This is a genomic window from Geobacillus sp. PK12 (assembly GCF_004123125.1).
Taxonomy (GTDB): domain Bacteria; phylum Bacillota; class Bacilli; order Bacillales; family Anoxybacillaceae; genus Geobacillus; species Geobacillus zalihae.
Window position 1 is genome coordinate 40,458 of sequence record NZ_SDKL01000005.1, and the last position, 22,110, is coordinate 62,567.

22 protein-coding genes are annotated in these 22,110 nt (G+C 54.5%); 1 reads left to right on the forward strand and 21 read right to left on the reverse strand.

Annotated elements, in window-relative coordinates; genetic code table 11:
- Positions 1-30: 30 nt before the first annotated feature.
- The 10 genes from ETR37_RS03360 to dpaA form a co-directional block, all read right to left on the reverse strand.
- A complete protein-coding gene (locus ETR37_RS03360; protein WP_011230782.1) occupies positions 31-762 on the reverse strand; it encodes a GntR family transcriptional regulator in 732 nt (243 codons plus the stop codon).
- A 209-nt stretch (positions 763-971) separates the two neighbouring features.
- Entirely contained in the window at positions 972-3,302 is a 2,331-nt protein-coding gene (locus ETR37_RS03365; RefSeq protein ID WP_015374440.1) for an FtsK/SpoIIIE family DNA translocase, read from the reverse strand.
- Between the two features lie 108 nt (positions 3,303-3,410).
- Positions 3,411-3,635, reverse strand: coding sequence for a YlzJ-like family protein (locus ETR37_RS03375; RefSeq protein ID WP_013145716.1), 225 nt, complete (start codon positions 3,633-3,635; stop codon positions 3,411-3,413).
- Positions 3,632-4,372 carry a ClpP family protease gene (locus tag ETR37_RS03380; RefSeq protein ID WP_015374439.1) on the reverse strand — a complete coding sequence of 247 codons (741 nt, stop codon included), beginning with the start codon at positions 4,370-4,372 and terminating at the stop codon, positions 3,632-3,634. Before ETR37_RS03380 ends, ETR37_RS03375 begins: the two co-directional genes overlap by 4 nt.
- 117 nt (positions 4,373-4,489) lie before the next feature.
- Complete coding sequence (locus ETR37_RS03385) at positions 4,490-6,160, reverse strand: ribonuclease J (protein ID WP_015374438.1); 1,671 nt, start codon at positions 6,158-6,160, stop codon at positions 4,490-4,492.
- Between the two features lie 167 nt (positions 6,161-6,327).
- Positions 6,328-7,203 carry a 4-hydroxy-tetrahydrodipicolinate synthase gene (gene dapA, locus ETR37_RS03390; RefSeq protein ID WP_015374437.1) on the reverse strand — a complete coding sequence of 292 codons (876 nt, stop codon included), beginning with the start codon at positions 7,201-7,203 and terminating at the stop codon, positions 6,328-6,330.
- Between the two features lie 5 nt (positions 7,204-7,208).
- Positions 7,209-8,462, reverse strand: coding sequence for an aspartate kinase (dapG, locus tag ETR37_RS03395; RefSeq protein ID WP_011230776.1), 1,254 nt, complete (start codon positions 8,460-8,462; stop codon positions 7,209-7,211).
- 20 nt (positions 8,463-8,482) lie between these two features.
- The gene (asd, locus tag ETR37_RS03400; protein WP_015374436.1) at positions 8,483-9,526 is read right to left on the reverse strand and encodes an aspartate-semialdehyde dehydrogenase; all 1,044 of its coding nucleotides are present in this window, start codon (positions 9,524-9,526) and stop codon (positions 8,483-8,485) included.
- A 111-nt stretch (positions 9,527-9,637) separates the two neighbouring features.
- Positions 9,638-10,243: a dipicolinate synthase subunit B gene (locus ETR37_RS03405; protein ID WP_013145721.1), complete on the reverse strand. Its 606-nt coding sequence runs from the start codon at positions 10,241-10,243 to the stop codon at positions 9,638-9,640.
- Positions 10,240-11,145 (reverse strand): dipicolinic acid synthetase subunit A, encoded by a 906-nt coding sequence (dpaA, locus tag ETR37_RS03410; RefSeq protein ID WP_013145722.1) that lies wholly within the window; start codon positions 11,143-11,145, stop codon positions 10,240-10,242. The genes ETR37_RS03405 and dpaA overlap by 4 nt, the downstream gene beginning before the upstream one ends.
- 192 nt (positions 11,146-11,337) lie before the next feature.
- Between dpaA and ETR37_RS03415 the strand changes: the two genes are divergently transcribed.
- On the forward strand, positions 11,338-11,580 hold the full coding sequence (locus ETR37_RS03415; protein ID WP_011230772.1) for a YlmC/YmxH family sporulation protein: 243 nt from the start codon (positions 11,338-11,340) through the stop codon (positions 11,578-11,580).
- 62 nt (positions 11,581-11,642) lie between these two features.
- Here ETR37_RS03415 and ETR37_RS03420 read toward each other — a convergent pair whose 3' ends face one another.
- From ETR37_RS03420 to rnpM, 11 genes are all read right to left on the reverse strand, one after another.
- The gene (locus tag ETR37_RS03420; protein WP_013145723.1) at positions 11,643-12,890 is read right to left on the reverse strand and encodes a M16 family metallopeptidase; all 1,248 of its coding nucleotides are present in this window, start codon (positions 12,888-12,890) and stop codon (positions 11,643-11,645) included.
- The gene (locus ETR37_RS03425) at positions 12,877-13,860 is read right to left on the reverse strand and encodes a polysaccharide deacetylase family protein (RefSeq protein ID WP_015374435.1); all 984 of its coding nucleotides are present in this window, start codon (positions 13,858-13,860) and stop codon (positions 12,877-12,879) included. Before ETR37_RS03425 ends, ETR37_RS03420 begins: the two co-directional genes overlap by 14 nt.
- An 87-nt stretch (positions 13,861-13,947) precedes the next feature.
- Positions 13,948-16,119, reverse strand: a complete 2,172-nt coding sequence (gene pnp / locus ETR37_RS03430; RefSeq protein WP_015374434.1) for a polyribonucleotide nucleotidyltransferase — start codon at positions 16,117-16,119, stop codon at positions 13,948-13,950.
- 140 nt (positions 16,120-16,259) lie between these two features.
- On the reverse strand, positions 16,260-16,529 hold the full coding sequence (gene rpsO, locus ETR37_RS03435) for a 30S ribosomal protein S15 (protein ID WP_011230768.1): 270 nt from the start codon (positions 16,527-16,529) through the stop codon (positions 16,260-16,262).
- Between the two features lie 87 nt (positions 16,530-16,616).
- Positions 16,617-17,597: a bifunctional riboflavin kinase/FAD synthetase gene (ribF, locus tag ETR37_RS03440; protein ID WP_033006431.1), complete on the reverse strand. Its 981-nt coding sequence runs from the start codon at positions 17,595-17,597 to the stop codon at positions 16,617-16,619.
- Positions 17,598-17,640: 43 nt separating this feature from the next.
- Positions 17,641-18,549: a tRNA pseudouridine(55) synthase TruB gene (gene truB / locus ETR37_RS03445; RefSeq protein ID WP_013523418.1), complete on the reverse strand. Its 909-nt coding sequence runs from the start codon at positions 18,547-18,549 to the stop codon at positions 17,641-17,643.
- Positions 18,550-18,603: 54 nt separating this feature from the next.
- Positions 18,604-18,987 (reverse strand): 30S ribosome-binding factor RbfA, encoded by a 384-nt coding sequence (rbfA, locus tag ETR37_RS03450; RefSeq protein WP_015374432.1) that lies wholly within the window; start codon positions 18,985-18,987, stop codon positions 18,604-18,606.
- A 15-nt stretch (positions 18,988-19,002) separates the two neighbouring features.
- Positions 19,003-19,281, reverse strand: coding sequence for a DUF503 domain-containing protein (locus tag ETR37_RS03455; RefSeq protein WP_015374431.1), 279 nt, complete (start codon positions 19,279-19,281; stop codon positions 19,003-19,005).
- Positions 19,278-21,497, reverse strand: coding sequence for a translation initiation factor IF-2 (gene infB, locus ETR37_RS03460; protein ID WP_015374430.1), 2,220 nt, complete (start codon positions 21,495-21,497; stop codon positions 19,278-19,280). Before infB ends, ETR37_RS03455 begins: the two co-directional genes overlap by 4 nt.
- A 13-nt stretch (positions 21,498-21,510) precedes the next feature.
- Positions 21,511-21,819 (reverse strand): YlxQ family RNA-binding protein, encoded by a 309-nt coding sequence (locus ETR37_RS03465; RefSeq protein WP_011230762.1) that lies wholly within the window; start codon positions 21,817-21,819, stop codon positions 21,511-21,513.
- Positions 21,809-22,099, reverse strand: a complete 291-nt coding sequence (gene rnpM, locus ETR37_RS03470) for an RNase P modulator RnpM (RefSeq protein WP_011230761.1) — start codon at positions 22,097-22,099, stop codon at positions 21,809-21,811. The genes ETR37_RS03465 and rnpM overlap by 11 nt, the downstream gene beginning before the upstream one ends.
- Positions 22,100-22,110 lie beyond the last annotated feature (11 nt).

Consider the following 22,110-nt stretch of genomic DNA (forward strand, 5'->3'; position numbering starts at 1 on the left):
GGCTTCTTTCTATGTACCCTTTTCACCCCCTTAAAAGCTGAACCGCTTCCGCATGACATGGAAGCTGAACTTGTCGGAGCGGAAGTAGTTGACGGAATAAAAAATCGGCTCATCGTTTTTATCGAAATGCATTTGCTTGAGCACAAGCAGCGCCGTTTCCGGGTCGCATTGCAAAATCGGCGACACTTTTTCATGATAGCCGAGCGGCACGATGCGCGCGACCGCATAGGCGATGTCGCGATGCGTTTGGTTGTGCAAGTTTTCAAACAACGACTCTTGCTCATAAGAGATCCCTTTGGGCAAATATTTGCATAAAATTTTATCCAAGCAATAAACGACCGGCTCTCCATCAGCGGTGCGCACCCGCTCGATGAGCAGCAAATTCTCGTCCGGCCGGCATTGGAAACGGCGCATATCGTCTTCCGTCGGCTGTTGGATGGAGGAAGACAAAAAAATCGTTCCTGGCTTGCGCCCCGCTTGACGAATCATATCCGTGACGCTTGAGAGCTGCTCGATGCCGGACGTAAACAGCGGACGGGCGTTGACAAACGTTCCGACGCCGTGGCGGCGGATGATAATGTTTTCTTCTTCAAGCACCCTGAGCGCTTCCCTCAATGTCGCCCGGCTGACGCCAAGCTGTTTGGCGAGTTCAAACTCGGACGGCAGTTTTTGCTTTTCTTTGTACACTCCCGTTTCAATATCGCGCTTGATGCGATCAATCACTTGCAAGTAAAGGTGGCGGCTGTCTGATTTGATTGACATGACAACGTCCTCCGTGTTACGCATTTCCGTTGAGATCAGACCTCTGACATTAGACATATAACCTTTTTGAGATTACTATATCATTTTTTACTGGGCAAATAAATAGGTGATATCAAATTTTGTCGAAGAAAAAGAAATAGGATTGGCAACGCTTCCAATAAGATGTATGATTGAGCGGGCAGGCTTTTTTCGCCCGCCCTTTTTCCCATTTATGATGTCTTTTTTAAATCTTCCTTCGACCAAAGAACGGCGCGCGGCTTGCTTCCTTCATACGGGCCGACGACGCCGCGCTCCTCCATGGCATCAATGAGCCGAGCGGCGCGATTGTAACCGATGCGGAAGCGGCGTTGCAGCATCGAGACGGAGGCGCTTTGCATTTCAACGACAAGACGGACCGCCTCATCGTACAACTCGTCTTCAAGGGCTGAGGAAGAGGGTTCGCTGTCTTCGACGAACATCTCCTCATAATATTGCGCCTGCTGCTGTCCGATGACAAACCGAACGACGTCTTCCACCTCTTGGTCGGAGACAAACGCCCCTTGGACGCGCACTGGTTTTGAGGCCCCCATCGGCAAAAACAGCATATCGCCGCGGCCGAGCAGTTTTTCCGCCCCGCCCATATCCAAAATGGTGCGCGAGTCGATTTGCGATGATACACTGAAGGCGATGCGCGACGGAATGTTCGCTTTGATGACGCCGGTGATGACGTCCACCGACGGGCGCTGGGTGGCGATGATCAAATGGATGCCAGCGGCGCGCGCCATTTGCGCCAAACGGGTGATCGCCTCTTCCACATCCGAGGAAGCCACCATCATCAAGTCGGCCAATTCGTCGATGATCACGACGATGTATGGCAAAAGCGGCTGCTGTTCCGACGCCGTTTCGTTATGGTGGCGGATATGCTCGTTATATCCTTCAATGTTGCGCGTGCCGGTATGCGAGAACAGCTCGTAGCGCCGCTCCATTTCTTGGACGACTTTTTTCAGCGCCTGGGCCGCTTTTTTCGCGTCGGTGACGACCGGTGTCAACAAATGAGGAACACCGTTGTACACACTTAACTCCACCATTTTCGGATCGATCATCATCAGCTTCACCTCATGCGGCTTCGTGCGCATGAGCAGGCTGACGATAATGCCGTTGATGCAGACGCTTTTGCCGCTGCCGGTCGCGCCGGCGATCAACAAATGCGGCATTTTGTTTAGTTCTGCAGCGACGACTTCACCGGAGATGTCGCGCCCAAGCGGAATCAAAAGCTTCGCCTTGTCCCGTGTATGCTCAATGGCTTCCAGCACTTCGCGCAGCGAAACAGTGGCGATCTCTTCATTTGGCACTTCGATGCCGATCGCGGACTTGCCGGGGATCGGTGCTTCAATGCGGATGTCTTTCGCCGCCAAAGCGAGCGCCAAATCGTCGCTTAAGCTGACAATTTTGCTCACTTTCACCCCGACGTCCGGATACACTTCATATTTCGTCACCGCCGGACCGAGGTGCACTTGCGTCACTTTCGCCTTGACGCCGAAGCTTTGGAACGTTTTCTCCAGTTTTCGCGCGTTGGCGTAAATGTTCGCATGATCGGCCGATTGCCCGGCCGGCTTCGGCAGGCGAAGCAAATCAAGCGGCGGCAGGTCGTAATTGGTGTTTTCATGCTCGGAAAACGCAAGCGGCGGCGCCGGTTTGTCCTCCTCCCCCCCACTGTCGCCTTCCACCAGTGGATTCTTCTCTTCTTCCGGCTCAGCGGCCGACCGGACTGCGGCAAAATCGGAAATGATCGGCGGCGGGGAAAGCAATTCCTCATCCGGCTCGACGCTGCTTGCTTCAGCCGGCTCGTCTTCCCGCTTTGCGGCCGCCCGCCGCGAGCGTCGGCTTCGGCCGCCGCTTTCCTTGCGCTTCCTCCCCGCCCGCCATTGCTTGATATCTTCGACAAACGCCAACCATTCTTTTCGCACAAACGCTGCGGCAAAAGCAACCCATTTGCCGGCCGTCTCGCGCAGCGATTTCCCGGTCAGCACGACAAAGCCGACGATGAACAGAAGGAAACAAATCCATTTCGTCCCGGGCGAATCGAACAGCTGGTAGCTGGCGGCAAATAACAGGGCGCCGACCATTCCGCCCCCTAAATCCACATCGGCCGCCTTGCCGCTTGCTTCGTTCCAAAACAGCCCCCACGTCGTCCGAATGATGCTCGGATCAAGCTCGCCGCGCCGCGACATGAGTTCAAACAGCTTGTCATGGCTCAAAAGCAGAAGCGCCGCGGCGATGGACGAAGCGCCGACAAACGGGCGGCCCGTCCATGACGGCCACTCCCGCCGCCACATGACGATGAGCGATAATAGGAAAAGTCCGCCTACTAATAGCATGTACCATTCGCCGAAAAAAAAGCGGCCCACAAGCACGAGCGTCTCCCCGACAAGCCCGAGGCGGGCCATCGCAACGACAGCGACCGCGAGCAAGCCAAGTCCGATCAATTCAAAGCGGATGGTTTCCGTCCATGGCTGTGTTTTTGACGGTTTCCCTTTTCTTCTTCGCTTTCGTTTCGCCATGATCGTTCACTCCAGCATGAATGAATTGGCAAGCCGGAAAAAAGCAGCCAACAATGGCTGCTTTTTTCCGTTTGTTTACTATTATATCATGAACGGCTGAACAATTCATTACGATGTTGCCAGAGAAGCCGGAAATCGCGCCCCAGGCGCATATTTGGCGTTTAAAAAATGGAACGGATTCGTGCTTAAGTTTTGTACGATTTCATATTCTCCCGTTTCGACAGATTGGACGAGAAACGGAATGCCATCGTAATACACCATTTTCCGCTTCTCATAAACAGCGGCATCGACCGGAAAAATCAAATGTTCGGGCATGATCGTATACAAAATCATTGGATCATCTTCCCTTCCCCGTTTTTCCTCATCGCGATCAGCTCGCGCAGCTTCGCCATCGCTTGGGACACGCCCCCGACTTCATCGATGAGCCCGTACCGAACGGCGTCAGGCCCAACGACGTTCGTGCCGATGTCGCGCGTCAAATTGCCTTTGGAAAACATGAGCTCTTTAAACTTTTCCTCGCTGATCTTCGAATGTTTCGTCACGAAGCGGACGACGCGCTCCTGCATTTTATCCAAGTACTCAAACGTCTGCGGCACGCCGATGACAAGCCCCGTCAAACGGATCGGATGAATCGTCATCGTCGCCGTCTCGGTGATGAACGAATAGTTGCACGACACAGCGATCGGCACGCCGATCGAATGGCCGCCGCCAAGCACAACGGAAACAGTCGGTTTCGAGAGCGAGGCGAGCATTTCGGCAATGGCGAGCCCTGCTTCCACATCGCCGCCGACCGTATTTAAAATGACGAGTAGCCCTTCAATTTTCGGGTTTTGCTCGATGGCCACAATCTGTGGAATGACGTGCTCGTATTTCGTCGCCTTATTTTGCGGAGGCAGCTGAATATGCCCTTCAATCTGTCCGACGATCGTCAAACAATGAATGTTCGTATCGGGATCCATTTGCGGGACGTTCGTCTGCCCAAGCTGGGTGATGGCCGCAGTCGCTTCCTCGGCCTTTGTTTCCGGCTGTTCGCCCTCGGTTTCCGCTTGAAAATAACGTTCCTTCTCCATCCATTTCGTCTCCTTTCTTGTCGATCATACGCTTAGTATGGCCGAAAGAAAAAAGAAAAATGCCGGCAACGACTGACCGTTTCCGGCATTTTCCAGTTGACTTTGAGCATGATTGCATTATACTTCCATAATAATAGGCAAAATCATGGGTCTGCGCTTCGTTTTTTCAAATAAAAACTGGCTTAACGCTTCACGGATGTTCGCTTTCAACGACGACCATTCGAGCATGTATGATTCCAGGCAATGTTTGATGATCTCCGCCACCATTTGTTCGGCCTCTTCGAGCAGCGTCTCCGACTCACGCATGTAGACGAATCCGCGCGAGATGATTTCCGGCCCCGCGGCGATCGTTTTCGCTTCTTTATTCAGCGTGACGACGGCGATCAAAATGCCGTCCTGGGACAATAAGCGGCGGTCACGCAACACAATGTTGCCGACATCGCCAATGCCGAGGCCATCAATTAAAATGTTGCCGTACGGCACTTTGCCGCCGGGGCGGGCGGCACCGCCGCGGAACTCGATCACTTCGCCTTTGTCGATTAAAAACGTCCGCTCCTCCGAGATGCCGACCGCCTTCGCCAACCGGGCGTGCGCTTTTTGCATCCGATATTCCCCATGCACCGGAATAAAGTATTTTGGCTTCATTAAATTGAGCATCAACTTTAATTCTTCTTGGCAACCGTGCCCAGATACGTGCACTTGCCGGTCGCGGTAAATCACGTTGGCGCCGGCCCGATACAAGGCGTCGATCGTTTTCGCGAACCCAAGCTCATAGCCCGGCATGACGGATGCGGCGACGATGACGGTATCCCCTTCTTTGATGTTCACTTGTTTGTTCGCTTGACGCGCCATGCGCCAAAGCGCGCTCATCGGCTCGCCATGCCCGCCGGTTGTCAAAATGACGAGCTCGCGGTCATGGTAGCGATCGATATCGTGCGCAGAAATCGTCACCTTGTCTGGAACGTGCAAATAGCCAAGGCGCACGGCGATGTCCATTACTTTATGCAGCGTTTTGCCGATGACTGCCACTTTACGCCCGGATTGGCGGGCGGCGTACAGCACTTGCTGGATGCGGGTGATGTTGGAAGCGTAGCAGGCAACAAACACGCGTCCTTTCGCATGGCCGATCACGTCAGCGATCTCATAGGCGACTACCGTATCGGAGCCGCTGTAGCCGGGGCGTTCGGCGTTTGTGCTGTCCGACAAAAGACACAGCACCCCTTCTTCGCCGATTTGCGCCATTTTCCCTAAGTCGGTGCGGTTGTTGCCGTACGGGGTTTGGTCAAATTTAAAATCGCTCGTGTACACGATCGCACCTTGCGATGTATGCAGACTGATGCCGATCGAATCGGGGATGCTGTGGATCGTGCGGAAAAACGTCACTTTCGCCTTGTCAAACACGAGCTCCGCATCCGGATGAACTTCATTGAGCTTTGCGCCCGACACCCCTTGTTCTTTTAACAGCGCCTCCGCCAACCCGAGCGTCAGCTTCGTTCCGTATACCGGCACAGACAGCTGCTTGAGCACGTAGGCGATCGCCCCCATATGCTCCTCGTGCCCGTGGGTGAGAAAAATGGCCTGAATGCGATGCTGCCGTTCAATCAAATAGGTGATGTCCGGGATCACTTTGTCGATGCCGAGCATTTCGTCTTCCGGAAACATCACCCCGGCGTCGATGACAAAAATGTCCTCGTCCAATTCGACAACATACATGTTTTTGCCGATTTCTCCGACTCCCCCAAGGGCAAAAATGCGTATTTTCTCTACCGGCTTTATTTTCGATTTCAAGGCTGCGTCCTCCCAATTGTGATGCTAACCCGCTCAAAGTCACTTGCTTTTATTATAACGAATCGATGCTGAAAAACACAAGATGGTTCATTCACCAGCCAATGGATTTCACAGCCAAGGCAAAAAAAGGCCCCAACGCGCAAGCAAAGCGTTGGGGAATCGTTTCGTTACGACAGCGCATCGAGCAGGCGGCTTAGCTCCTTCCGCTCTTGTTCGGCAAGCGGCACAAGCGGAAGGCGCACCGAACCAACGTCCAGCCCGCGCAGCTGCAGCGCCGTTTTCACCGGCACCGGGCTTGGGGCGGCAAACAAGCCTTTCATGAGCGGCAGCCATTTTCGATGCAGCGCCGCCGCCTTCTGATGATCGCCCGCTAAAAAGGAACGAATCATTTCCTGCATTTCATTGCCAATGATGTGCGAAGCGACCGAGACGACGCCATTGCCGCCGATCGCTAGCACTGGAAGCGTCAAGCTGTCGTCGCCGCTGTAGAGCAAAAAGTCGTCCGGCGTACGCTCAATGATTTCCGCCATGGCGTCCAAATTGCCGCCCGCTTCCTTGACAGCGACAATGTTCGGAACTTCGGACAGCCGGATGACCGTCTCCGGAGCAAGACTCACCGACGTGCGCCCTGGAACGTTATACAGCATCACCGGCAGCGATGTGCTTTCGGCAATCGCTTTGAAATGTTGATACAGCCCTTCTTGGTTCGGCTTGTTGTAATACGGCGCCACAAGCATGACAGCATCGACGCCCGCCTCTTCCGCCTTTTTCGTCAGCTCGATCGACGCGCGCGTATCGTTCGTGCCCGTTCCAGCAATGACCGGCGCCCGGCCGTTGACGACGGAGACGACATGGCGAAAAAGCGCGATTTTTTCCTCGGTCGTCAACGTCGGCGACTCGCCGGTCGTGCCGGCGACAACGAGCGCATCTGTGCCATTGTCAAGCAAATAGTTGACAAGCTCCGTTGTTTTTGCCAAGTCGAGATTCCCTTTTCGGTCAAATGGCGTAACCATCGCCGTTATGATGTTCCCGAACTGAACCACGGTTTTCACTCCTCGCTCCAAATCGCTTCATCTTCGCCCGCATCCGCCTCGGATAAACAGAAGGCGTCATGCAGAGCGTTGACCGCCTTTTCCATATCGTCTTGCTTCACTAGCACCCAAATCGTCGTATGGCTGTCGGCGGACTGCAAAATTTGAATGCCTTGCTCCGACAAGGCAGTGACGATTTTCGCCGTCACCCCCGGTACGCCGGCAATGCCGGCGCCGACGACCGACACTTTGGCGCATCGGGGCGTCACGGCCGGTTCGTAGCCGATGCGGCGCAGGGCGGCCACCGCTTTTTCCGTCATGTCGCCGCTCACGGTGTACACAACACCGTACGGGGAAATGTTGATAAAGTCCACGCTGATCCCTTCATGGGCCATCGCTTGAAACACGTCAGACTGCAGCTCATAGTGGCCTTCTTTCGCCAGCACTTTGATTTGTGTGACGTCGGCGACGTACGTAATGCCGGTGACAAGCCGCTCTTTCACATCGCTTCCTTTTCGGCCGCGCACCGATGAAGTGACGAGCGTCCCGGGGGCATCGGAGTACGTCGAGCGAATGCGCAGCGGCACTTTCGCCTGCATGGCGATCTCCACCGCGCGCGGATGGATCACTTTCGCCCCTTGGTACGCCATGTTGCAAATTTCCGTATACGTAACGACGTCAAGCGGCCGGGCGCTCTCAACGATGCGCGGGTCGGCGGTCATGACGCCGTCGACATCGGTGAAAATATCAACCCACTCCGCGTTTAACGCCGCGCCGAGCGCTGCCGCCGACGTGTCGCTCCCGCCGCGGCCGAGCGTTGTTATGTCGCCGTTTTCCGCCATGCCTTGAAAGCCGGCGACAACGACGACGTCGTATTGCCGAAGCGCCTCAAGGAGGCGGTCGCAGCGCATTTCGAGAATTTTCGCGTTCGTATGATCGCTGTTCGTGCAAAATCCTGCCTGGGCGCCGGTGAACGCCGTCGCTTTGATGCCGTGTTCGTTCAACAAGTTGCTGAACACAACGCTTGAGATGATTTCTCCGCACGCCATAAGCATATCTTGCTCTCGTTTTGTGACATGGTGATGAACGCCGCCGATCAAACTAAGCAGCGTATCGGTCGCATATGGATCGCCGCAACGTCCCATAGCCGATACGACGGCCACGACTTTATAGCCATCTTCCAACGCCCGTTCAATATGGCGGCGCGCCAAGTTCCGCCCGCGCTCGTCGCGGACGGACGTGCCGCCGAACTTTTGAACAATGAGTTTCATGCTAACACCTCGATGCTTTTTCAAATGAGCCCGAGCTTCAACAAACTTTCTGCGATTTGCACCGAGTTCGAGGCTGCACCTTTTAGCAAGTTGTCAGCGACAATCCATAGATGGAAGCCGCGGCGGTTGTCCAAATCGCGGCGGATGCGGCCGACAAACACGTCGTACTTGCCGACGCAATGGGCCGGCATCGGATACAACTGTTCGCTCGGATCATCTTGAAGCACGACGCCCGGCGCTTCGCGGAGCACCGCCTGCAAGTCAGAGGCGGTGACGCCGTCTTGTTCAATTTCGATGTACACCGATTCCGAATGGCCGCTCGCCACCGGAATGCGCACGCACGTCGCCGCCACTTTCAGCTCAGGCATATGCATGATTTTTTTTGTTTCATTGATCATTTTCATCTCTTCAAACGTGAATCCATTGTCTTGAAACTTATCGATTTGCGGAATGGCGTTGAACGCAATTGGGTAATGCTTCCGGTCCGATTTCACTGGCAAAATGTTCGCCTCAACCGGCTTGCCTTCGAGCACGGCTTTCGTCTGCTCGTTGAGCTCTTCAATGGCCTGCGCTCCCGCCCCGGAGACGGCCTGGTACGTCGAGACGATGACGCGCTCTAAGCCAAACGCTTTTCGAATCGGCTCCAACGCCACGACCATTTGAATCGTCGAGCAGTTCGGATTGGCGATAATGCCGTTATGCCACGTCAAATCGCTTTCGTTCACTTCCGGAACGACAAGCGGCACGTTTTCCTCCATCCGAAACGCGCTCGTATTGTCGATCACGATCGCCCCGCGCCGCACCGCTTCCGGCGCCAGCGCTTTCGATACGGCGCCGCCGGCGCTGAACAAGGCGATGTCGACCCCGTTAAAGCGCTCGGGCGATGCCGCCTGCACTTCGATCTCCTCGCTGCGAAAGCGCATTTTTTTGCCGGCTGACCGCTCCGATGACAACAAAGTCAATTTTCCAACCGGGAAGTTCCGGTCTTCAAGCGTCCGCACCATTTGCTGCCCAACTGCCCCCGTTGCTCCGACGACAGCGACATGATATTGTTTTTGAGCCATCAACCATTCTCCTTCCACATCGTCACTCTAAGAAGTGAATTCATAGTCTTTATTTTATCACATTCCGCTGTGGACGAGAGAACATTTTTATGCGGAACATTGATTTTTGATTCAGTTGTAGCGGAACCGCTCGATAATGACCGGCTGCAGCTGCTTCCCTTCAAGCGCGGCGAGAATCGTATCGCGCAAAAGCGGCATGTAGGCGACCATGGAGTTCGGCTTCGCCTGCGGGGCGTCTTGGCCGAACGGGATGAAATAAATGTTTTTTGCTGCCATAAGCCGCATTAGATTGACGCCGTTTAAGCCGAGCGCATCGTTCGTGGAGATGCCAAGCACGACCGGGCGGTGGTTGCGCATCGTCGCTTTCGCTGCCATCAGCACGGGGGAATCCGTCATGGCATTGGCCAGCTTGCTCATCGAGTTGCCGGTGAGCGGGGCGATCACCATGCAGTCGAGCGGGATTTTCGGTCCGAGAGGTTCTGCTTTGACGATCGTATCGATCACCTCGTTTCCGGTCAGTTGCTCCAGTTTTTTCACCCATTCTTCCCCTTCCCCGAAGCGGGTGTTCGTCGTTTTCACCGTATAGGTGACGATCGGCAGCACCTCCGCTCCTTCGTTGACAAGCTTCTCGATCTCCGGGAACACCGCATCATATGTGCAATGCGACCCGGTGAGGCCAAAGCCGATCCGTTTTCCTTTCAAGCTGTTTCCGCTCATGCATGATTCTCCTCCCGTTTTTGTAAATCTGCATATAACAGCTGCGCCAAGACGTTGGCGATGATTTGCCCAGCTGTCTTCGGCGCGACGATCCCCGGCAGCCCGGGCGCCAAAATGGCTTTCACTCCGCGTTTTTCGGCATAGCGGAAGTCAGTGCCGCCCGGTTTTGACGCCAAATCGATAATCAGCGTATGGGGCGGCATTTTGGCGATGACGCTCGCCGTCACGATGAGATGAGGCACGGTGTTGATGCAGACGTCAATGTCACGCACTTCTTTTTCCAAATCGTTTAAGTGAAACGGCACGAGCCCCATTTCTGTAATGCGGGCGAGATGCTCCGACCGGCGCGCCCCGACTTTCACTTTCGCCCCCAACGCGGCGAACGTCCGGGCGACGGTCATGCCAACGCGTCCAAGCCCCAAGACGGCAACGCATGAGCCGTGGATCGTAAAATCCGTATGCTGAATGACCATCATCACCGTGCCTTCCGCGGTCGGAATGGAGTTGTAAATGGCGACATCGTCGCGCTCAAACAACTGCACGTGCTTGCGCCCTGTTTTTTTCACCAATTCGTCCAAATACGCGTTGCTGATGCCGGAATAAATCGTGCATTGCCGCGCCGTTTTTTGCACCATCTCTTCTGTAAACGGAATCGGTTCGTGGGCAAACACGCTGTTGACGTTTCCGTCCAGCGTCGTGCCGTGAACCGGCAAAATGATCGCATCCAAATCGGCAAAATCGACTTCGCCAATCGGCAGCTTCATCGCCCCGGTGAAATGATGGGCGAGCTGGTCGAAGCCGACAAGCGACAACTTCGCGTCGAGTTCAACGAGTTTGCGGATGACTTCAAGCTGCCTAGCATCGCCGCCGATGATGGCGATATGCATTCCTGTCAGCATCATGTTGTACGCTCACCTTCTTTTCTGGCAAACTGCTCCGTTTCCTTTCCCATCTTATGTTGGAGGGAAAATATAGGTGAATATCCTTGCAGGAAAAAATGGGCGATATGCGCCCAAAGCTGACAAGAGGCAGTCATTTTTTCTGTTTTTGTTCCTTACATATAAAGTAAAGAAGCGAAAAAGGAGGAAACCAGCATGAGGCTGAGCGAATTAAGCGGAAAAGAAATTGTCGATGTAAGCCGAGCCGAGCGGCTCGGGGTGCTCGGGCAGACCGATTTGGAAATCAACGAGCAAACGGGGCAGATCGAGGCGCTGCTCATCCCAACGGGAAAATGGTTCGGGTTTCGCAAAGACGGACAGGAAATTCGCGTGCCGTGGAAATATATTCGCAAAATCGGCGCCGATATGGTGATGATCGACGTCCCCGAGGAAGGGTGAAAGAGGCGGAAACGAAAAAGCTAACAACCTAGCGAAAGGTCGTTAGCTTTTTTGAGCTCGGTCTATGAACGGAGCGGGCGCGGCAGCACGCCGTCCGGGCTGATTAAGGCGAGCGCGTAATCGTCCGTGAAAACCGTGCGCGCCAGTTCGTTTACTTTTTCCACCGTGACACTTTCAATCTCTTCAATGATCTCATCAAGCGAGCGGTGGCGGCCGAGAAGGAGTTCATTTTTGCCGTTGCGGCTCATCCGGCTGTTCGTGCTCTCGAGCCCAAGCATCAGGCTTCCTTTCATCTGCTCTTTGCTGTTATGCAACTCTTTTTCGGTCACTCCGTCCTCCTTCAGCTGGCGAATGGTCTGCTGGATCGTTTCGAACAGCACATCAAGCTGGCTGCTTCCTGTGCCGGCGTAAATGGCGAGCAGGCCGCTGTCTTGGTAGGCGGAATGGTACGAGAACACCGAATACGCCAATCCGCGCTGTTCGCGCACTTCCTGAAACAGCCGGCTGCTCATGCTGCCGCCTAAAATATTGTTCAAGATGAGGAGCGGGTACGCGTCCGGATGGCCGATCGGCAACCCGTTGAATCCGATGCATACGTGCGCCTGCTCAGTGTCCTTTTTGCGCGCGATCTTTTGCGGCACAAACGCCGGCGTCCCTGAAGAAGGCGGCTTGCTCTCTGCGGCGAACGAGCCGAAATAGCGCTCAACCTCATCAATAAACCGTTCGTCGACGTTGCCGGCGACCGAAATGACGACGCGATCCGGTGTATAGTAGTCCGCCATATATTGGCGCAGCGTGTCGCCAGTAAACGTGCGCAGCGTCTCTTCCGTGCCCAAAATCGGATAGCCGAGCGGATGACCCGCATAGCACGCTTTGCCGAGCAAATCGTGGACGATGTCATCCGGTGTATCTTCATACATTTTGATTTCCTCGAGCACGACGTTGCGCTCCTTTTGCAGCTCATCCTCCACAAATGTCGAGTGGAAAAACATATCGGCGAGCATTTCAAGCGCCAGCGGCGCGTGTTCATCCAACACTTTGGCGTAGTAACACGTATACTCCTTCGATGTAAAGGCGTTTACTTGCCCGCCGATGCTGTCGAATGCTTCCGCAATGTCCCGGGCCGTGCGCGTCGTTGTCCCCTTGAAAAACATATGCTCTAAAAAATGGGAAATGCCATTGGTTTGCTCCGTTTCATTGCGCGAGCCGGTCCCGATCCATATGCCGATGGCCACCGACCTTACAGTCGGAATTTGCTCGAGCACGATTCGCACACCGTTTTTGCACGTATATTTGTTAATCAACTCCATGTTCCTCCTGTTTGTTTGCCAGTCTTTTCTCATCGAATAAGGCCGTCAAGCTGCCTAGGGCGTAGCCTTTTTGCTTAATCGAGGTGATCAGCTCGTCAAGTGCAGCCGCCGTCGGCATCGTTGGGTGCATCAAAATGATGGCGCCAGGATGAACTTTCGATGTCACCCGTTTCACTATAACAGATGGCGACGGTTTTTGCCAATCAATTGTATCGACGCTCCATAGAATCGTTTTCATGCCGAGTTCCGCGGCGACCTCGACGACCTCGTCGCGGTAGCTGCCGCTTGGCGGGGCAAACCATTTGCATTTCACCGATGTCGCCGCCTTAATCACTTCGTTTGTTTTCTCGAGCTCGCGGCGGATGTCATCGACAGCGAGCGTTTTCATATCGGGATGGCTGTAGGAATGGTTGCCGATTTCATGGCCGGCGTCTGCTATCATTTTTGCCATCTCCGGGTGTTTTTTTACCCATCGTCCTTCCAAGAAGAACGTCGCCTTGACATTGTATTTTTTCATCGTCTCAAGCATGTCGGGGAGGTATTCTTCCCCCCAAGCGACATTGACCGCAAACGCCACCATCGGCTTGTCAGGATGGCCGCGGTAAATCGGCGCCGGCGGCAAATCGTCCAAATGGACGCGCGGGGGCACTTGACGGAACACGAGTTTTCGCTCATCAAACATCCCCGTTTTCTTCATGTTTTGATAGGAGGCGTCAATGTCGACGGCGAGCCCGTTGTAGCCGGGCGTCGCCTTCCATACTTTATCGATGACCGCATCTTGGGCGGGAATTTCATATTGCTTCGCTTGTTTGACGATCGTGTCGTACAGCTTGTCGCGCTCTTTCATCGCGGTTGTTTCCATCGGACGCCAGCTCGCGATGTAATCGCCAACCGGAGGCCAATGAACCGCCGCCCAGGCGGCAAGAAACATGACCGCTAGCGCCATATAGCGGGCAATTCCGTTGTTCACCCTTGTCCCCCTCCTTTTTTACTACTACAACATATGTCTTAGGGGGACAGGATAGAACATAACAAAAGAGCCTTAAGAAACAAATTCCTAAGGCTTCATGCGATGGCGCTCCGGCCGTCTTCCTCGTTTTTCCCTAGATTCCCGCGGCAGTTCCCCTCCAATGTTGCGGGCATCGCGCAACACCGCTTTGCGCGACAGGTTGACGCGCCCTTGCTTATCGATTTCCGTTACTTTCACTAAAATTTCATCGCCAATCGAAACGACGTCTTCGACTTTGCCGACCCGCCCTTCAGCGAGCTCGGAAATATGGACAAGCCCGTCTTTGCCGTTGAACAACTCAACGAAGGCGCCGAATTTTTCAATCCGTTTCACTTTGCCTAAGTACACTTGGCCGACTTCGACTTCACGGACGATGTCTTCGATGATTTGCTTCGCTTTTTGGTTGGCTGCTTCATCCACAGACGAGATGAAAATCGTGCCGTCTTGTTCGATGTCGATTTTGACGCCGGTTTCGTCGATGATTTTGTTGATCTGCTTGCCGCTTGGTCCGATCACCTCCCGGATTTTGTCCGGGTTGATGTGCATGATCAAAATTTTCGGTGCATATTTGGACAGCTCTTTGCGCGGTTCGCTGAGCGTTTGCATCATATGATCCAAAATCTCGAGCCGCCCTTTGCGCGCTTGCATGAGCGCCTCTTCCAAAATCTCGCGCGTCAATCCTTTTATTTTAATGTCCATTTGCAATGCCGTCACGCCTTTTCTCGTGCCGGCGACTTTAAAGTCCATATCGCCAAGATGGTCTTCGATGCCTTGAATGTCCGTCAAAATCGTGTAATGGTCGTCGTTTTTCACAAGCCCCATGGCAATGCCGGCGACCGGTGCTTTAATCGGCACCCCAGCATCCATCATCGCCAGCGTGCTGGCGCAAATGCTGGCCTGCGATGTCGAGCCGTTCGACTCAAGCACTTCTGAAACGAGGCGGATCGTATACGGGAATTCGCGCTCCGACGGCACGACCGGCTCGAGCGCCCGTTCGCCAAGCGCCCCGTGTCCGATTTCACGACGCCCCGGCCCGCGCATCGGCCCGGTTTCCCCGACGGAAAACGGCGGGAAGTTGTAATGGTGCATAAACCGCTTCGATTCTTCAAGGTCAAGCCCGTCCAAAATTTGCACGTCGCCAAGCGCCCCAAGCGTACAAATGCTCAACACTTGCGTCTGCCCGCGCGTAAACAAACCGGAGCCGTGCGTGCGCGGCAGGACGCCGACCGCCGATGAAAGCGGACGGATTTCATCGACTTTGCGCCCGTCCGGACGGATTTTCTCGACCGTGATCAAACGGCGCACTTCCTCTTTTACGAGTTTATGCAAAATTTCCTGTACTTGCTTGAGCTTCTCCTCATCCGCTTCTTCCGCCTCATATTTGGCGATGACGCCAGCTTTCACATCTTCAATGGCAGCATCGCGCGCCAGTTTCTCCGGCACTTGCACCGCTCGCTTAATGTCCGCTTCAGCAAGCTGGCGGATTTCCGCCTCCAGCGCTGGATCCGGCTCGTAAAGGACGACTTCCATTTTTTCTTTGCCGACTTGGGCGGCGATTTCCTCTTGGAAGGCGATGAGCCGCTTCACTTCCTCATGGCCGAACATGATCGCTTCCAAAATCACTTCTTCCGGCACCTCATCTGCCCCGGCTTCCACCATGTTGATCGCATCTTTTGTGCCGGCGACGACAAGATGCAGATCGCTTTTTTCCATTTGCTCGACCGTCGGATTGATGACAAACTGGCCGTCGACGCGGCCGACGATGACACCGGCGATCGGCCCTTCAAACGGAATGTCGGAAATCGTCAGCGCCACCGACGAACCGATTAAGGCCGCTACTTCCGGCGCGCAGTCTTGATCAACGCTCATGACCATCGAGACGACTTGCACTTCGTTGCGGAATCCTTCGGCAAACAGCGGGCGAATCGGTCGATCGATGAGACGGCTCACCAAAATGGCTTTCTCGCTCGGGCGACCTTCGCGCTTAATAAACCCGCCAGGAATTTTTCCAACCGCATACAACCGTTCCTCGTAGTTGACGGTGAGCGGGAAAAAGTCAACGTTTTTCGCCTCTCGCGACGCGGTGGCTGTGCTCAACACGACCGTATCGCCGTAGCGGACGAGCGCCGCGCCATTCGCCTGTTTCGCCAGCTCGCCGGTCTCAATGATGAGCGGCCGCCCGGCCACATCGATGGAAAACACGCGTTTCTCTTGTTCCATACAGACGAGTACTCCTCTCTATGTACAGATGAAATTATAGATCCGCTGATGATTAGTATAGACGAATTGGCACCATTGTTATCATCGCCGTGTCAATCACGCCTATAAACTAGCAAAAAAGCGGGAATGCTCCCGCTTTTTTATCGACGTAATCCAAGTTTCTCAATCAATTCACGGTAGCGCGCCACATCTTTCTTGCGCAAGTAGGCCAATAAGTTGCGGCGCTTCCCGACCATTTTCAGCAAGCCGCGCCGTGAATGATGGTCTTTTTTATGAATGCGCAAATGCTCGTTCAAGTTGTTGATTTGCTCCGTCAGGATCGCAACTTGCACTTCCGGAGAACCGGTGTCGTTCTCATGGATTTTAAACTGCTCGATGATTTCGCGTTTGCGCTCCTGCGTCAATGCCATCCTTGTTCACCTCCCTAGTCCTAGATCCCCGATTGCCGAGCGGGCGTCGGTGACTCGCCTAGCCAAGCAATGGTTCGCATACATTGATTAGAATACCTCTTTTTCCGGCAAAATGCAAGTCTTTTCGCTGAAACAGCGGAAATACTGCTCCGCCTCTTTCTTGTCGCGGGCGATTTGCGCCGTCAGTTCATCGACACTGGTAAACTTCTGCTCGCTCCGCAGACGGCGGTGCCACTCAATGGTCATCGTTTGTCCATAAAGATCGCCGGAAAACTCGAATAAGTGCACCTCAATATTCGGCAATCCTTCGCGCGTTTTATGGAACGTCGGTTTGTAGCCGACGTTCGCCACCCCTTCATATACTTGCCCGCCGATCACCGCCTTGACTGCATAGACGCCGACTGCCGGCAAGGCATAATCGCTGTTTAAAGCGATGTTCGCCGTTGGAAAGCCGATCATCCGCCCGCGCCGTTCCCCGGCAACGACCGTTCCTTCAAGCTCATAAAAGCGGCCGAGCAGGCGGGGAAGCTGTTCGACCGCCCCGTCTTCGAGCAGTTTCCGCACCCGGGACGAGCTCACTTTTTCCCCGTCGACCGCGAGCTTCGGAATGACCGTCTGTCCAAAGCGGCCGCGCGCATGAATCGGCATCGTCTCCATCGTTCCTTTTCCGAACCGCCCATAAGTGAAATCGAAGCCGGCGACGACATGTTTCACGTGCAACCCGTCCAAATATTGGTCAACGAACGCTTCTGGCGACAGCGCAGCAAACGTCGGCGTAAATTCAACGATGTACAGCCGGTTGACGCCAAGTGATGCAATCAGCTGCTCCTTTTTGCCAAGCGGCGTGATCGAGCGCAGCTCGGACTGTTTGCCAAGCACAACGAACGGATGAGGATGAAACGTCATCACCGCGCTTTCGTACCCACGCTCGTTGGCGATCTCGACCGCGGTACGGATCACTTTTTGATGGCCGAGGTGGATGCCGTCGAAATAGCCCAGCGCCATCACCGTCGGAGGGAGCGCCTGGCGTTCGAGACGGTGGGGATGCGAAAGAAACAGCGTTTCCATGTCCATGACCTACCTTCTTTATTTCCGCGCTGCACCCGCGGCGTTAACGAAACACTTTGAGCGGTTTCATCAAGCCGGGGCGCGCCGGATGCTTCACGTACAGGGCCAGCGCTTCCCGCTCGGGCGAAACAAGCACGACCGGCCCGTCAAGCTTCTCTAAAAAAGCGGGAAGCCGGAGCAGCGCCCCGTTTTTTACCTTCTCTGCTACTTTATCATTGATTTCATATTTCGGCAAATGAAAAAGCGCCCGCTCGATCGGGATGAGCAAGGCATCAGCCGTCCCGTCGGCCGCCCGGCGCTCAACGTCTTCAAACGTTACGCAATCTTCAAGCCGAAACGGCCCGGACGCCGTACGGATGAGGTCGGACATATGCGCCGGATAGCCGAGCCGCTCGCCGATCATCACCGCCAGCGTACGCACGTACGTGCCTTTGCTGCACGTGACGCGAAAGCGAAATGACACCGTTTCCCCAAAGAATTGTTCACGTTCATCAAGCAGTTCGAGCTCATAAATGGTCACGCGCCGCGTCGGACGTTCGACTTCGATGCCGGCGCGCGCGTATTCATACAGTTTTTTGCCGCCCACTTTCACCGCGGAGTACATCGGCGGCGTTTGCTCAATTTCTCCGGTCAAGCTGTCAAACACCGCTTCGATTTCCGCGCGCGCAATCGGCCGGTCAACCGGACGGGCGGCGATGATGTCGCCGTCCGCATCTTCGGTTGTCGTCGCGGCGCCAAGCGTCACTTTTCCTTCATACGTTTTCGTCGTCCCGGTCAAAAACTCGGCGATGCGCGTCGCCTTGCCAAGGCAAATGGGCAGCACACCGGACACGTTTGGGTCAAGCGTGCCGGTGTGTCCCGCTTTTTTTACGCCAAGCAGACGGCGCACTTTGGCCACGCAGTCGTGAGACGTCATCCCTTTCGGTTTATTCAGCAGCAATACCCCGTCCATCGACGCACCCTTTCCGTTTCCATGATCATGAATGGAAATGGATAGACGGTTCGTCTATCCATTGTTCGGCTCCCCATCCGCCTCTTTCGCCGGGTGGTCATCGCTTGAAATTTGCCGGATCAGCTGTTCGATGCGGCTGCCGTATTCCATCGTTTCATCGATTTCAAAGAAAATTTCCGGCGTCTTGCGAAGGCGGATGCGCTGCCCGATTTCCGAACGGATAAACCCTTTCGCTTTCTCGAGCGCCTTCAACGTCTCTTCCCGCTGCTTGTCATCGCCGAGGATGCTGATGTACACTTTCGCCTGCTGCAAATCACCGGTGACCCGCACATCGGTCACCGTGACAAAGCCGATGCGCGGGTCTTTCAGCCTGCGGCTGATGATGTCGCTCAACTCTTTTTTCATTTGCTCGCCAACGCGAGTTGCCCGTATATTCATCACCCATCACCTCGGTTACAACCACTCGAATGATGTGGCCGCCCGCTCCAGCTCAGGGAACGAGTCGATCAAAGCAAGCGCCCGCTCGAGCTCCCGTTCGGTCGCCCGGCGGCTGGACGTAATGGCAACAAGGCCGATTTTGGCCCGCTGCCATGCGTCTTGATGATCAATTTCGGCCACAGAGACGTTATATTTTTGCCGGATTCTTGTCATGACCCGCTGCAGGACGGCCCGTTTATCCTTGAGAGAGCGGGCGTTGTAGATGATGCATTCGCACGCGGCGAAGCCGATCATGCCCGGGCCACTTCCTGCATGATGTATGCTTCGATGACATCTCCTTCTTTGATATCATTGAAGTTTTTGATCGTCAACCCGCATTCATACCCTTGCGCCACTTCGCGCACATCGTCTTTATACCGCTTGAGCGAATCGATTTCCCCTTCGTAGACGACGATGCCTTGGCGAATGAGGCGCACCTTGCTGTCGCGGGTAATTTTGCCGTCCGTGACATAGCAACCGGCGATCGTGCCGACTTTCGATACTTTGAACGTTTGCCGCACTTCCGCCTGACCGATCACTTTCTCTTCGTACTCCGGATCGAGCATCCCTTTCATCGCCGCTTCAATTTCCTCGATGACATTGTAAATGATGCGATGGAGGCGGATGTCGACTTTTTCCGATTCAGCGGCGCGCTTTGCGTTTGCATCCGGACGGACGTTAAATCCAATGACGATGGCGTTCGATGCCGTCGCCAGCGAAATATCCGATTCGGTGATGGCGCCGACAGCCGCGTGGATGATTTTCACCCGCACGCCTTCCACATCGATTTTTTGCAAGGCGGCGACAAGCGCCTCAACCGATCCTTGAACATCGGCTTTGACGATCAAATTCAGCTCTTTCATTTCGCCTTGCTTAATTTGTTCAAACAAATCATCCAAGCTGACGCGCGTTTTGGCGCTTCGCTGCTCCTGCAGCTGCCGCTGCGCCCGCGCCTCCGCGATTTGCCGCGCCTTTTTCTCATCCTCAAACACCATGAAGCGGTCGCCGGCTTGCGGCACTTCATGCAGCCCCGTAATTTCGACTGGCATGGACGGAGTCGCCTCTTTGACGCGCCGGCCGCTGTCGTTCACCATCGCGCGCACGCGCCCGTATGTTGTGCCGACGACAATCGGATCGCCGACACGCAACGTTCCCGCTTGAATCAAAAGCGTTGCCACCGGGCCACGCCCTTTATCAAGCTTCGCTTCGATCACCGTACCGACCGCACGCCGGTTCGGGTTGGCTTTTAATTCTTCCATCTCACTGACAAGCAAAATCATTTCCAAAAGATGATCAAGGCCCTCTTTCGTTTTCGCCGACAACTTGCAGAAAATCGTATCGCCGCCCCATTCCTCCGGAACGAGGTTGTATTCCATCAATTCTTGCATGACGCGGTCCGGGTTCGCTTCCGGCTTATCGATTTTGTTGATGGCGACAATAATCGGCACGTTTGCCGCCTTGGCGTGGTTGATCGCTTCCACCGTCTGCGGCATGACCCCGTCATCCGCGGCAACGACAAGAATGACGATATCGGTCACTTGCGCGCCGCGCGCCCGCATCGTTGTAAACGCTTCATGCCCCGGCGTATCGAGGAACGTAATTTTTTTGTCATTGACCGTCACTTGATACGCACCGATGTGTTGCGTAATACCGCCGGCTTCTTGCTCCGTCACTTTGGAATGGCGGATCGCATCAAGCAACGTCGTTTTCCCGTGGTCGACGTGCCCCATGATCGTCACGACCGGCGGCCGTTCAACCAAATCTTCCGGCGCATCGACAATTTCGATCGCTTCAAAGTTCGTCTCATCGATCGTCACTTTTTCTTCGACTTCAACGCCGTAATCCGAGCAGATGAGCTCGATGGCGTCTTTGTCTAAATCTTGGTTGATTGTCGCCATCACGCCGAGCATAAACAGCTTCTTAATAATTTCCGACGGTTCGCGGCCAAGCTTTTTCGCCAGTTCGGCCACGGTAAGCGAGCCTTCAAACGTAATTTTTTTCGGCAGCTCTTTTTCTTTTTTCGCCGGCTGCGGCGCTTGTTTGGCGGCTGGTGCTGCCTGCTTTTTCCCTTTCGCCGGCCCTTTTCCTTTCTTTTTCGCCGCTTGGAGCAGTTTCTTTTCTTGCTGTTGCGCCTCGGTTTTTTTCGTTTCCTTCCCTTTTGGCGCTCCCTTTTTCTTCGCCGGTTTCATTTTCGCCTCTTCTTTGCTGTCGTCAAACATTTCCTCATCAGCAAAATCGGCCGCTTTCGCCGGCGTCGGCCGTTTCGGCTTCTCCGTTTTCTTTTCCGCCTTTTTCTCTTCTTTTTTCCCGGTGTTCGGGCGATATTGATGGTCGAGTTTTTCGACGACATCAGCCTCCAGCATCGCCATATGGTTGTTCACTTCAATATTCATTTCTTTCAATTTATGAATGACGTCCTTGCTTGGAACGTTCTGTTTTTTCGCGTATTCATACACACGCATTTTCGACATACAGTCACCCCCATTAAGATCGGTCGAGCATCGTTTGCAATTGGCGCGCAAACCCTTCGTCGATGACAGCGACAACGACGCGGGCGTCCTTGCCGATCGCGCCGCCAAGCACATACCGGTCCGGCACTTTGCAAAGCGGGACGCCATAAAACGTGCATTTGTCCGTCACTTTTTTTTCGGTGTTGACCGATGCGTCTTGCGAAAGCAAGACGAGCCGCGCCCGACCCCGCTGCACTTCTTTGACGACAAGCTCCTCGCCGGAGACGACTTTGCCCGCCCGCTGCGCCAATCCAAGCAGCGATGCCCAACGGTTATGCTTCATGTCCGGCCTGTTTCTCCTTTTCCGCCAAGGCGAGCAATTCGTCATAAATCGCATCATCGATGTCTGCTTTTAAATGGCGGGCCAAAATGTTTTTCTTTTTCGCCTGCAAAATGCATTCCGGATCAAGGGTAATATACGCGCCGCGCCCCGCCTTTTTGCCGGTTGGGTCGATCGACACTTCCCCCTCTTTCGAGCGGACGATGCGCACCATCTCCCGTTTCGGCTTCATCTCTCCAGTGACGACGCATTTGCGCAACGGAATTTTCTTTTGCGCTGCCATTTTTCATTCCC